The sequence below is a fragment of the Bacillus sp. OV322 genome (assembly GCF_900112495.1).
In the GTDB taxonomy this organism is placed as follows: Bacteria; Bacillota; Bacilli; order Bacillales; family DSM-1321; genus Peribacillus.
The window spans coordinates 263,834-276,869 of the sequence record NZ_FOMA01000004.1; the positions used below are offsets into that span (position 1 = coordinate 263,834).

15 protein-coding genes are annotated in these 13,036 nt (G+C 35.3%); 2 read left to right on the top strand and 13 right to left on the bottom strand.

Annotated elements, in window-relative coordinates; genetic code table 11:
* Positions 1-32: 32 nt before the first annotated feature.
* Positions 33-824, bottom strand: coding sequence for a hypothetical protein (locus tag BM126_RS11535; RefSeq protein WP_141770068.1), 792 nt, complete (start codon positions 822-824; stop codon positions 33-35).
* Between the two features lie 592 nt (positions 825-1,416).
* Between BM126_RS11535 and BM126_RS11540 the strand changes: the two genes are divergently transcribed.
* Positions 1,417-1,956: a P-loop NTPase family protein gene (locus BM126_RS11540; protein WP_090989651.1), complete on the top strand. Its 540-nt coding sequence runs from the start codon at positions 1,417-1,419 to the stop codon at positions 1,954-1,956.
* Positions 1,957-2,040: 84 nt separating this feature from the next.
* Here the strand turns inward: BM126_RS11540 and BM126_RS11545 are convergent, their stop codons facing one another.
* Complete coding sequence (locus BM126_RS11545; protein WP_090989652.1) at positions 2,041-2,490, bottom strand: GNAT family N-acetyltransferase; 450 nt, start codon at positions 2,488-2,490, stop codon at positions 2,041-2,043.
* 427 nt (positions 2,491-2,917) lie between these two features.
* Here BM126_RS11545 and BM126_RS11550 point away from each other — a divergent pair, with 427 nt between their 5' ends.
* Complete coding sequence (locus tag BM126_RS11550; protein ID WP_090989653.1) at positions 2,918-3,622, top strand: class I SAM-dependent methyltransferase; 705 nt, start codon at positions 2,918-2,920, stop codon at positions 3,620-3,622.
* A gap of 884 nt (positions 3,623-4,506) precedes the next feature.
* On the opposite strand, the gene BM126_RS11555 is transcribed toward BM126_RS11550, so the two are convergent.
* From BM126_RS11555 to BM126_RS11600, 11 genes are all read right to left on the bottom strand, one after another.
* Entirely contained in the window at positions 4,507-5,160 is a 654-nt protein-coding gene (locus BM126_RS11555) for a hypothetical protein (protein WP_177201408.1), read from the bottom strand.
* 288 nt (positions 5,161-5,448) lie between these two features.
* Positions 5,449-6,057: a hypothetical protein gene (locus BM126_RS11560; RefSeq protein ID WP_090989655.1), complete on the bottom strand. Its 609-nt coding sequence runs from the start codon at positions 6,055-6,057 to the stop codon at positions 5,449-5,451.
* 460 nt (positions 6,058-6,517) lie between these two features.
* Positions 6,518-6,766 carry an Imm59 family immunity protein gene (locus BM126_RS11565; protein ID WP_090989656.1) on the bottom strand — a complete coding sequence of 83 codons (249 nt, stop codon included), beginning with the start codon at positions 6,764-6,766 and terminating at the stop codon, positions 6,518-6,520.
* Positions 6,767-6,780: 14 nt separating this feature from the next.
* Entirely contained in the window at positions 6,781-6,903 is a 123-nt protein-coding gene (locus tag BM126_RS22855; protein WP_256213070.1) for a hypothetical protein, read from the bottom strand.
* Between the two features lie 22 nt (positions 6,904-6,925).
* Positions 6,926-7,207 carry a hypothetical protein gene (locus BM126_RS11570; RefSeq protein ID WP_090989657.1) on the bottom strand — a complete coding sequence of 94 codons (282 nt, stop codon included), beginning with the start codon at positions 7,205-7,207 and terminating at the stop codon, positions 6,926-6,928.
* Between the two features lie 475 nt (positions 7,208-7,682).
* Positions 7,683-7,934, bottom strand: coding sequence for a hypothetical protein (locus BM126_RS11575; RefSeq protein WP_090989658.1), 252 nt, complete (start codon positions 7,932-7,934; stop codon positions 7,683-7,685).
* Positions 7,935-7,945: 11 nt separating this feature from the next.
* Positions 7,946-8,695 carry a hypothetical protein gene (locus BM126_RS11580; RefSeq protein WP_090989659.1) on the bottom strand — a complete coding sequence of 250 codons (750 nt, stop codon included), beginning with the start codon at positions 8,693-8,695 and terminating at the stop codon, positions 7,946-7,948.
* On the bottom strand, positions 8,692-9,042 hold the full coding sequence (locus BM126_RS11585; RefSeq protein WP_090989660.1) for a hypothetical protein: 351 nt from the start codon (positions 9,040-9,042) through the stop codon (positions 8,692-8,694). The genes BM126_RS11580 and BM126_RS11585 overlap by 4 nt, the downstream gene beginning before the upstream one ends.
* A 229-nt stretch (positions 9,043-9,271) precedes the next feature.
* Positions 9,272-9,979, bottom strand: a complete 708-nt coding sequence (locus tag BM126_RS11590; protein ID WP_090989847.1) for an endonuclease V — start codon at positions 9,977-9,979, stop codon at positions 9,272-9,274.
* Positions 9,980-10,236: 257 nt separating this feature from the next.
* Positions 10,237-10,692: a toxin-antitoxin system YwqK family antitoxin gene (locus BM126_RS11595; RefSeq protein WP_090989661.1), complete on the bottom strand. Its 456-nt coding sequence runs from the start codon at positions 10,690-10,692 to the stop codon at positions 10,237-10,239.
* Positions 10,682-12,682, bottom strand: coding sequence for a T7SS effector LXG polymorphic toxin (locus BM126_RS11600; protein ID WP_090989662.1), 2,001 nt, complete (start codon positions 12,680-12,682; stop codon positions 10,682-10,684). The genes BM126_RS11595 and BM126_RS11600 overlap by 11 nt, the downstream gene beginning before the upstream one ends.
* Positions 12,683-13,036 lie beyond the last annotated feature (354 nt).

Here is a 13,036-nt window from a genome sequence, read left to right on the forward strand (position 1 = left end):
CGGAAACTTCCCGATTTATGGCTCTTCCGCTCTTAACCAGTTTTAACTTTATATATGGCATAGCTGATTAACACTGTAAGGATAGAAAAGAGAATAGCGGCACTTGAGAAGGAAAGCAGATAGGCATTATATTTTGCAATACGCATCACAGCCGGGAGTGTATTATAGTTAAAAATGGCGCTTGCAGCATTAAACAAAACAAGCAGACCAAACAAAACCACAAGCCCCCTCCATGCACCCTTCATATCTTCCGTGCTCAATGCAATATGTGAGGATATGCACATCGATATATACAAAAACAGCCAGAATGACGGCCTAAGCAAATTGCCCCCGGTAAATATTTGCTTCAGCAGTACCATCATTGATTCAAAGGTATTTTCAACCATGTCTTCAGCACTAGAATAGCCCCGCATCCCGGTCTCGGCACCTGATATAAACGCATGATATGAATGCGGCAGCAGCACATGCATGCCGAGGATCAGGGATGCAATCCCCATAAGTACTGGAGCTATCCCAATAAAAAAGTTGCCCGCACTTTGATACACGCTTCCCCGATTGTATTCATGGCTCACATATCCCAAAACACCATCAGGACTGTTCCATTGAAAAAACTTAATCTCTCTGATTCTGTGCAAAAAAAGAACACACATCAAAGCATGGCCAAGCTCGTGAATTGGTGTTCCAAGCCATGCTGTAAAAAGAATGCCCTTGGTGCCGAACGCCCGATATAAAAACGTATTGGACAGTCTCTCGAGGAAAGCAAGCAAAAATCCGACAGCCAATAACCCCCCTAACAAATACAGCATTTCCCGCACACTAATCATCAAGAGTTCCCATAAAAAATGAATGGCCGCCCTCCTCCTTTCCACCTTGGTTTTCGAAGCTGCTTCCTTAGTCCTAATATAGACAAATACATTTATTTTAAAAATGTTATTGAAAACACCTATTGCTGAATAAAGGACTCTTTTCATCTTTTATGCTAATTTCTCCACTCACATTCAGTATATACCTTCTACATCTTTGCCTGCAGAGCCTCACCTTTACTCATCTAATTGAAGAATGCCAACGAGGAATCGTGCGACTTTTATGAAGAATCATGCGACTTTCGAGAAAAATCATACGACTTTCCCGAAAAATCATGCAACTTTCTCTAAAAATCATGCGACTTCTCACAGAACACCTACATGTATAATGGATTCCAACATCATTGGAAGATAGTCGTATCGGGAGCAGCACTACTCTTGAAAATAGGAAAAAGAGGGATACAAACAAAACTGTACCCCTCTCCTTTATAGGATTATATCTGTGATTTTCATTTTCCAATTTTCTGTGCAAATGAGATCTCTTCTATGATAAAATAGTAAAAATCAGGAAATGAAATGAGTCTTCGATTAGCTGACAGATGCAATAGAGTCTATGAGAGGCAGTGAACTGACGTTGAGTACTCCCCAAAAAATACATATAATCGGCTCTGTCGGCAGCGGCAAAACAACTTTGGCAAGAGAGCTGTCTTTATTGCTGAATATTCCATATTATGAGCTGGATAACGTTGTCTGGAAAAGATATAAAACAGGCGATATTAGGAGGACTGAAAAAGAAAGAGATACATATTTGACTTCTATTGTTCATACTGAATCATGGATCATTGAAGGTGTGCATAATGAAGATTGGGTATCTCCCAGTTTTCAACATGCCCAATTAATTATTTTCCTGGATACGAAGAATTCAGCCAGAATCTATAGGATTATCAAAAGATTTGTGTTTCAAAAGTTAGGAATTGAGAAGTCAAATTATACTCCCACATTTAAAATATTCCTTAAAATGTTTAAATGGAATCACTATTTTGAACAAGTGGGCAAACCTGATTTTTTCAATAAATATGGTAAGTACAGTGATAAGTTTGCAGTCATTCATCATAAAAAATCTTTAAAAAGCCACTTTACCATAGAGTCTTAAAGTCTCTCTGCCTTCTCCCCCAGATAATATATGACTGCTTTCTTGGTGGCTAATGGTCTTCATTCCTATTTTGTTGAAATCATTTCAAATGATAGTTGACGTAGATACTTCATATATTAACCTCTTTGATAGGTAATACTGCTGATTTTCTTTATCAGGAAATTCATCAATTATACCAACAACATCATAACCATTTTTTTGATAGAATTTTGGTGCTTGGAAGCTAAATGTATCCAGCTGTATTAGTTTGCAATTATTATCTCTAGCGATTTTTTCTATACGAGTTAATAATTCTTTCCCATATCCTTTCCCCCTAAGTGATTCATCAACCCATAAAGACTGAATGTGTAAGTTATACCAAAAAATTGTCCCTGTAATCCCCCCTAAAATTTCCTCTTCTCCTCCCCTGAGAATAAAGCTAATAATCTTGACTGGGTGTTTTATATCATCTGGAAGTTTAGATAGATTATGTTCTATTACTTTTTTACGAATATAGTCACTATCTTCTTGAATCCATCGCTGAGTAATGTTCATGTTTTCCCCATTAAAAAACCTTAATTTCACTTTCATATTTTACCATATTGTTTCCCATAAGATTAGTAAAGCAGCTGAAAGAAGATTCACATGTATATGCACAAGGGTTGTACTTTACACGCACTTTTTTTGTAACACTTCCGTAATATTTGTAATATCACATAGAGCACACGATTTTCACATACCTTTTTAAATACATCTAAAGCACGTTATTTTTGACTTTATATAACGAATGAAGGTTACCCTTAAACCATATAAAGGAAGGCATTTTGACAGCATTTTGCTCTCTTAGGTGTCATCTAATGACAGACTTTAAGAACTGATAAAGGAGTTAAATAATCGTATTTTAATCTTCCTTTAACATTAAAATTCACAAAATTCGATATAGTTAGGTGACGAACCAATATAAGGAAAGAGGCGATAGTTTTTGAAGGAAGCAATTAGTACATACGATGATATATTAGTCATGTTAGATCATTTGCTAAAAGAGCAGTCAAAGTTCAACTGGGATCACTTTTATTCTGAACGAGACAGAGGGGTCCCTTTTTTTGTTAATAGCCCTGACGAAAATTTAGTCAGCTATTTTGAAAATAAGATTTTAAGGCGGGGAAAAGTACTTGAATTAGGCTGCGGGCCTGGCAGAAATGCCATTTATTTTGCTGAAATGGGCTGCAGTGTTGATGCAGTTGATCTTTCTCAAGAGTCACTTCAATGGGCCAGAGTAAGAGCAATCGAAAAAAACGCAAGTGTCAATTTTATCAATGAAAACATATTTGAATTGAAGATAGCAGAAGGCGAATACGATATTATATATGATTCAGGGTGCTTTCATCATATTGCTCCACATAGAAGAATGAGTTACATTAACCTGGTACGCAAAGCATTAAGACCAGATGGCTTCTTTGCACTGACATGCTTTATTACAGGCGGGGAACATGGAGGAGCAGAAATTTCAGATTGGGATGTGTATAGAACGATGAGTTTAAAAGGCGGTCTGGGATATACGGAAGAAAAGTTAAGGGGAATCTTTAATGAATTTAAAGAAATTGAAATAAGAGACATGCTTGAGTTAGATCCTGCCAATCATTTATTTGGTGTTAAAGGGTTATTAACAGCTCTATTTCAAAAATGATAACTCCAATATCGCAAAACCTTATCTTTAATCATGCCTATTCTAAACTTCTGCTTCCTTCAATCTATATCGTGCATCCTTTTGCTTCTGTATGATTAGTTGCCGCTAGGCAAAGGAGGAGTTCTTATATCAAAATATTATACCTACAGCGAAAACATAGAAATACTACTATTTTGGTATGTAGGTTTAATAACCTGGCTGCTATTAATAGGTTCGATTATATTTTTCTTTATTGCGATAAAGAAAAAATCCTGGAGAACTATGATTATAAGTGGGATATTTACAGTGCCGAACCTATTATGGGTAATTTCTGGTGAAGTCGAGAAAGTGATGTATTTATATTATCTGTGGTTTGGATTACAACTTTTCTTTTTATTTAAATTTAAAAGGGCTGCACATTAATAGCATCCCAACTATCACTTTATCCGCTGAGATTATAACCCATATTAAATCGGGTCTAAAGGGTTAGGCTTAGGACAAAAAAAAACACCAGATTGCTCCTAAAAGACAATCTGGTGTATCCTTACTCGGACATAAATTCCATTTTATTTCGCATATCGTTCTTTAATTACTCTACCTGGCTTAAGTTCGAAAAAAGAATTAAATACGGACTGATCTTATAAAAGAAAAAAACTAGAAAGGCACATAGCCAATCAAGTTTACGAAAACTAGAAGAATCACTTAGTTAATATAAATATTTGTATAATACTGACTTACACTATATTCTTTAAAATCAGCTAACATTTGCAATGCATTAATTAAATAAGTTTTATTGTATCATTTATATATAAATCTACGAACAATAAAATATTACGCAACTTCTTCCTAATGCTGAGAATGAGAAAATCCTGTTTAATAGGATTTTATATGTTACTTTTATAAAATTAGTAACCCAAAAACAAACTAACTTCTTCATCAGAAAAAGGCGATTTTATTTCACCATTTTTTAACAAATCTACCTCAATCACTCTAAGTCTATGTAAAAGAAAAACCTTTTGTATTCCTGCTGAATAAGCCATCTCTCCATAAATAGGAATACCCTCTTGTTTATAGCCAAAATTACGTCCAAAATAAGTAATGGAATACTCGTTCTTACCCGCTTCTTCAATTAAAAGACAGTCCCTTTTTACATCTTCTTTACTAAAGAAAACAATATCTTCCTCAAACGTAATGTTCATTACCTTCATTGCTTTTAAAAATAGCTGTTCAGTAAACGTTAGATCATCAATTCCTAATTCTTTATGTGCTTTAATAATACGAAAAAATTTGTTCATTAAGTAATAATCAGATAGCTCTTTCAGAAAAACGTACTTTGCAGCTTCTTCTTCTGATATAAAACACTTGTTTTCTTTAAAATAAGGACTATTCTGACGCTCTACTCTAAAAATTCCATATTTCCATTCTCCATATTTCCATTCTCCATTGTCGTAGATCATTTGATTATAATTTTCATATGGTCCGTTGACAAATCTAATACGTGAAGGCTCATAGATAAGATTTACTCCTTCTTGCGTTAACAACTTAGCGATTTGTTGCATGTTCATGTTTTATGTCACATCCAGCCTTATTATATCAAATTAGATTATTATATTTTGGTTTGTCGGATAGCCTGCTTCTGTACCTTCCTCTCCGCAAGCTTCTCCCCAAGACCCTGTTTTACTTCACTGATATCAATAACAAATATATTAAGGCTAAACTAAAAGGCACGAGCCCGTTACAATACCGGGTTCATGCCTTTAAGCTTTGCCTAATAAAATAACCGTTGTCTTACTTTGTGAAGTCACTTCATTTGTTTTTATAGTTTTAAAGATATACTTTTTCCTCCATCAGCCAAAAAGATATAATTCTTTTAAAGTTTCTATAAATTCAGATTCTGGTTTTCCCTCAAGCGTATTAATAAGATCATAAAATTGGCTTAGCTTAATAGTAAAATTGTATAGAACAACCGCAGCACTATTCAATTTTCTGGATTTATCTATATAAAACCTAGAATCACTTTTTCCTAAAAATAAAATATTATACCTATCATTTTGGCTTTTTTCTAAAATTACTCTACCTGGCTTAAGTTCGAAAAAAGAATAATACAGTTCATCTGAAGAAGTTTTGAATATCTTTTGAATGTTACTTAATGACGGTGCATCGTCAATTTCATTTTGAATATTTGTATCATATTTTCTTACTTCTAACTTACTTTTCGAAAAAATATATAATGCCAACACTGATTTATATTTATCTGAATATGTATCTACTTTGTATTCTTTTCCTCTAACAACTTCAAAAAGCTCATAACGATTATTTGCATCATTTAAAGTTAACTTAACAGTAATTTCAGGATAATCTTCTCCGCTTACCGGTGCAATACAAATCATATCTTTTTCTTTTTTAATCATTTTAAATTCAGTTTCAATTAGATGATATATACCACTTATGTCCATATTCCACACTCCTCTATGGGGTTATTTGTTTAATAACTCTAAGCACTGACCCTAAAGATTTTACTTGTATATTTTGCAAAAGTCCCTTTTTCCATACATTTCCCTCCTTTATTGTTTAACTGGCTTCGCTGTGTCCCATGCTTTTTTATATAGAAATAATTTTAAATTACACATTATTTTCAGTTTCTTCCTGGAACATCGCGGGAAATAATATCTTCTTGAAAGTTCCTGGAACATTTGACCAATCTTGTTGCATTTCTGAGATATAAATAGAATTAATCGGTATACCACCTTCGTAATAAAGTATTTCATCATTTTCAATCTTTACACTGTGCTAGCCTTAAAATTCTTCACAAAAAAGCACATGTTGCCTAATGACATTCAAGTGCTTTAAGTTCAAGTATTTTCTATGCTTTCATGTTTGAGTTTAGTTTGTAAGTTTCATTGAATCGTAAAAACTTTAAAGCTCGCTCAATATTTTATCAGCTCTTAATCTATCAATAAAATCATCTAATGCTTCTTCCTCATCCGCATAGGTATCTTGTGAATTTGTAATTTTGCTGGCCCTTTCATCTGTTACATAAACAATCCATTCATTATTCTCATGCCTTAACACAACTTCATTTTCTCTATTATCCCTTACTTCATTCATATTATAATCTTGTAAATTCTCCTCATGTATAATTCTTATTGCCTCTTTTATATACATGGCTTATCCTCCTATTAAATTTCCTTAAGCAAACCTAATCCTTCTAATTGTTTAACCGTAAGACTAAATTCATATTGAATATTTTCTTTTTGGACATGTAACGTAACGGGGACGATGGTAAGTTTTTGCGACTCCATGATACGAGCTTTGTTATTCTCTTTATACAAAGCTCTGACATAATTCTTTAATCAGCTTTTCAGCCTTATGCATTTCCCCTAATAATGTATCTTGATAGTCATTGTAACTATCCATGTATGCACGCACACCACCTAAAATATTTATACCCTTAACATCCTCATTATTTTCTAATATTTCTAATGCCTTCTTATATCTTTTATATATAAGCTGCAAAAAACCACTATTTATATCTTTAGCATACTCTTCCTCTAATTTATTTATCACAACTTTTATTTGGTCAATAAACTGCTTTTTCTTATCCATTAAATTCCCCTATCTACTCGGAACCTCTCGTGTCTCTTTTATCCATTCAGAGGGCCATCCTTATGGTAGTAATATTTGGTCTCCATCGCCTTTTAGTAAGGCTTCAGTTTTTGTATACTGTTTCTCCACTCTACCTATATAAAAAATTGTCCTTTCGGTACTTCTATAAACGCTTCATATTGCCTGGAATTTTTCCAATCAGGCACTAATGCTGTACTTATTTTTGCTTTATTCTATTTCCAGCTAAACTAGTAGTGACAAATGCTCCACCTGCTTTTGCACTGCCACCATAAGTCCTATAATTAAAATCAGCTTCTTATTGACTACATAACAGAGGTTTATTCAAATAAAATAAAAACCTTGAAAGGCAGTCTTAAAGCCAGTCAAGGTCTATTAATTTACCAAATTAATTAATTCTAATTATAAAAAATTCTCTAATCATTCAGCTATTCAATTATCAAATTCTTAAAGTATTTTAATTGTTAAGTCTGTTATGTTGACTTAACACTATTTTATAAAAATAATCAAACGCCTCATCTTCATTATCTATTTTTTTAATTATGAAATGACCACCACGTTCTCTAGTTTCATAAACATTCCATACCCCTTGATCATATACACAACCTAAAACTAATGGAGCATCAGATAGCTTGTCGAGTATTATAATATATTCACCGATATTTAATTTATCAGTATCTATTTTTTTTAAGAACTCTTGTTTTGTCATTTTTACTCCCCCTAATATTTCGGTATAACTCCAATCATTTCCAACGTTTGCGCATTTAAAGGAGTTACGATTTGCTCAGCTCCACCATTCATTAATTTCTTACCGGTAGAACTATTAAACCAAGGAGCAGCCGTACCTTTTAATCCATAAGTGGAATCTATATTTCCAAAGATCTTTTTTATTCTATCTTGATAATCGTTATAACTTGCCTTAAACCTATCAAAATCAATTTCTGAGATGGCATTTTTTCCATTAGCTACTACAACCCGATTCAGCTCTTCCAAGTTTTCACTTTTAATTGCATCAATAGCTCTAAAATAAGATTCATTTTTAAAAACTCCTACATGTCTAGCCGAAGGGTTTTCTAAATATGGTATTGCACGCTGATCATAGGTGTAAGGAATGCCCTCATTCGGTAGGGTGGTGAAATTTTCTCCACCCTTTCCACCGACTCTATCCCATTTTTCAGGTAATGGGTTATTTCTATTAATCATTTGAATATAACCTTCTTCAAATCCCATCTTATCTGGCCAATCTATATTCATTCTGCCATCAACAAACCCATCCTGCTTTAAGAACTGCATGTCAGAGACAATAGTAACATCACCTTTTACTTCTAATTCATCATATGCTTGATGAATCTTTTCAAATTTTTTTTCATTCGTTAAATCATCTCGTTTTGCAATGTCATTAATATGATTAAAATATTCTCCTATATTCTTAAATTTAATTTTATCCGTACCCTCACTACCACCACTCAACTCATTATTAACCTGTTTCTGCTCCTTCTTCTTCGCAAGCTTCTCCCAAGACCCTGCTTTACCTCACTGATGGTTTTGGTTTCGACCGCTAAGACTTTAGGCTGAATAGGACCGTTTCCTTCCATTTTCAGGAATTTCACACCCACTGGAACGTCGGCTTTTCCGATTTGTTTGCCGATTTCCCGAAGTGTGTTTTGGGCCTTTTTTGCTGTGGCTTGGGCGTATTGTTTGCTGTAGGTGTTGAACGGGATGTGTACAGGCTTTCCGCCGATGAATTTGCCTGCTGCTCCAAGTCCGAGTATGCTGAATGCCTGAATCAGGCTTTGCTGCTTTTGTTCTTCTGTCATCTTGTTTCCCAGGAAGTCTCTCCTGTGATACCCTCTCCCATGCCTTTGGCGGCGGCAAGCGCATAGATGCCTTTTTCAGTTTTCTGAAGAGCTGAGAAGCCTTTGGAGGTTTTATAGGCATCAAGGGCATGATCGGCGGCATTCAGGGCTATGGCTTTTTTGTAGATGACCCTGAAACAGTTACATAATAAAAACCTTGATAATAATTCAACTTATCAAGGTTTAAGCTCTATAACTTATATTTTTCCCATAGATTTTTTCTCATGATATGTGTCTCTAGATCTGCTAACCTAACAGGTATGGGTAACCGACTTTCTTTATTAATAAGTCTCATAACTATTTCAGTACTTGTCTCTAAATCAATACAGTTACCACAGGAGATAAAAATGGGTTTTACACTTTTGGTTGTTCTTAAAGCTCGACCATATATTTCATTATTAATGATAATATCCGTATACGATCCCTCTTGATTCTTAGGCATAGTAAAATCTACATCATTAATCTTTAAATAACTTTTCGCAACACCAATTGTTGGTTTATTTAAATAGAAAGAAGCATGTGTTGCAATACCCATGTGGCGATAATGCAAATAACCATTCCCATCAAACATATAAATATCTGGTGGCTTAGTTAGTTTTTTTGCGGCAGCTTTAATTAAAGGCAACTCACGAAAAGCAAGAAAACCTGAAATATATGGGATTGTTATTTCTCCATAACTGGACACTTGCTCAACAACTTCATGTGAGCTAAAATCAATGACTACAATACAGCATGTACCAAATGTTTTACCATTTGCTTCCCAATACGCTAAATCTACTCCTGCAACAAACTGTATTTCTTCTAATTGAAAGGTATTTCTAAGTTGTACTTTTGGTAAGAGTGCAAGCTGCTCATTTTTAAAATCCTCTATTAAAGGCTTTAATTTAGAATTATCCATCGCATTCACAGGATAAAAAATTCCCAATAAATAGTACATTCTCTTTGGTTGATTCAAGCTTTTGTTTATTTATATTTTCTTGTTGATCCCGCTCAACATAACATAAACATATTGCCGTATTTAAACTCCTAATCATATTTTCCTCTCCACTTTCAAACCCAATTTAGTGCATACCTTCTGTATGTCTTCGCACCAAAAAACTTCATTTGATGAATTATAATCAACATTTCAACTGATTTTGTAAAGTATTTACTTTATTATGCTCTTGGTTCCCTACTGAATTTTTTAGCATATAATAAATCTGATTCACTTGGTTTTGTTTTTTGATCTATAATATTCCCTTGTTTATCATACTTTTTAAAAGTCATCTCACGTCCGGCAATACATTCAGATTCGTATTTTTTCGCTCTGTTTTCATAGAATTCAACCTGGTAGCCTTCTGCCGAGTTTTTATTCATATTTCCTATCCTTTTTATATTACCATTCGGAAAAAATTCCACATATGTTCCTTGTCTAGCACCATTTTCCACGTAGAAATAACTTTCTATATTTCCATTTTCATAAATATCGTAAGCTAATCCAGTAAACAGTTTTTCTTTTCCATCAGTATACTCTACTATCCCTAAATCATAGGGGCCCCCGTATTCTAAGTACTCCTCAAACTCCAAGCCGTTCTGTATTACATACTCCTTTGTTAAAATATCATTTAACATTTTTTGAAACCTCCGTTATTATTTCAAATTCATCAGTTAGATAAGCACAATGAGGACACCGTAGAAACATCATTCCAGCTGATTTTGTTCTATTTTGACCCGTACGAATTACGTTGATAACAAAATTATCCAATCCAGCACTAGGATTAGCCTGTAATGCTTTATTCAATGCAATAACCTCAGCGTGTGAACCCGCTCCTTTTGTAAACGCATATGAATCAATAACTTCTTGTGGCATAGAATCATATCTTGACTTTATGAAAGGATGGAAATCCGGCAATATTCCATCATAGTCATTTATTGCATAATGAATTTTACCAGTTGTTTTATCATACACTCCAGCAAAAGCTGGGCCAATTTTTTTCTTACTTATCCCTGTATCCTTTAACTTTTGCAATTCCTTAAGTGTTTCACCGCGTAAGTTAATTCTATAATTTAATTCTTTCGAAGTAAATTTCCCATATTTATTACGTAAATAATCTATTCGACTATCACCCGCACCCCCACTACCCAACTCCTTATTAACCTGCTTCTGTTCCTTCTTCTTCGCCAGACCCTGCTTCACTTCACTGAGGGTTTTGGTTTCGACGGCAAGGATTTTCGGCTGTATCGGGCCGTTTGTAGCCATTTTCAGTACTTTTGCCCCCACAGGGACGTCGACTTTTCCAATTTGTTTGCCGATTTCCCGGAGTGTGTTTTGAACATTTTTTGCTGTGGCTTGGGCGTATTGTTTGCTGTAGGTGTTAAATGGGATGTTTGCGGGCTTTCCGCCGATGAATTTGCCTGCTGCCCCAAGTCCGAGTATGCTGAATGCCTGAATCAGGCTTTGCTGCTTTTGTTCTTCTGTCAGCTTGTTTCCTAAGAAATCTCTTCCTGTGATGCCCTCTCCCATGCCATTGGCTGCGGCAAGTGCATAAAGGCCTTTTTCAGTTTTCTGGAGAGCGGCGAAGCCTTTAGTGGTTTTATAGGCATCCAGGGCATGATCTGCGGCATTAAGGACTTTGGCCGTTCTGTAGATGGCCACTCCGCCTTTTGCTGCCCGTCCGGCCCAGCCTACTACTGGGATGAATCCGGCTGCTGCCATGGCTGCTGCGGCGGCACGCTGGGCTGTGGTCAGTTTTTCATGTGTAACAGGATCGACGCCTTCTGTCGCCCTGATATAGTCGTAGTATCCGGTTATTTCACCGGTAAAGGTCTTCGTTGTATCCCAGGCTTTTTCATACCATGGGCGATTCTCCTGTTCCTCGAGCTCTTTCGCCTGTTTCCTGGCCTTAGCCTGGTCCTTTTTAAATGTCAGATAATCGCTGTTCGCTTTTTTCACATCATCCATCAGCTTGTACACGTCACTGTTTTTATAGGCTTGGCTGTCAAAGGACATAGGCGAGATCTTGCCGCCTTGACTGCTTGAATTCATGATGGTGCCCAGAAGTCTAATCAAGTAGTTTTCCTGCTGCTCGGAAACCGCATATTCAGTCAGCAGATTGGCATCAAACTTATTAACCGCTTTAATGGTGTTTTCTCTTTTTTTATCTGCTTTATCAATTTCATCTTCAAAGGTTTCTTTTGAAAATACCTGTAAAGATAGAATATCATCTATTGTATGAAAAATCTTCTTCAAATCGTCCTGCTGGGCCGTTACGATTTCCTTTGACTTTTTCAGTCCGTTTGAAACTTCGTCCTCGAGAAAAGGTTCAACAACGATGGTGTCTCCTGAGAGCTTGGATTCCTCTGCAGAGCCGCTGACTCCATTGAAAAAGGCAATGTTTGCCCCAATCAGCCGGAGCCAGGCATCCGCAAGCTCTCCTTGCGCCCCATAAAATCCCTTAATTGATTTTGCGCCATTTCCCTGAAGCTCATCGTCCATTTTCACAATAGTGTCGAATTCTTTTTTGAGCGCGGTGATTTGCTTTTCAAGTTCTTCATATTGCTTGGCGCGCTCCTTCATTGCTGCTACCAGTGTATTGTGTTCGTAGACTTTGACATCCGCCATTCTATCAGGCCCTTCCCTGTTTTTTTCTAATCTTAGCCAGTTTAATGTTTCATTAGATCGCCGCCTGATTTTTGGTCTGTGAATAATTGAACATATCTAAACGGTTATCTTATATTAATAGAATAAAACACATTCAATCTTTTCCATATTTTACATTATAGGGTACATAGTTGTTTATATTAATAGGAAATTCTACTTCTTTTCAAGGGTTTGATTTAGGTAAATAGTCTCACAAAAAAAACACCTCTCCTCAAAAGGGAAAAGTGTTCATCGATATCCTATCATCTCTTTTTCTTTTTCTATCAGCTTTTCTGATATTTTCCTTTGGATTATTAAGTACCAATTGAACTATTT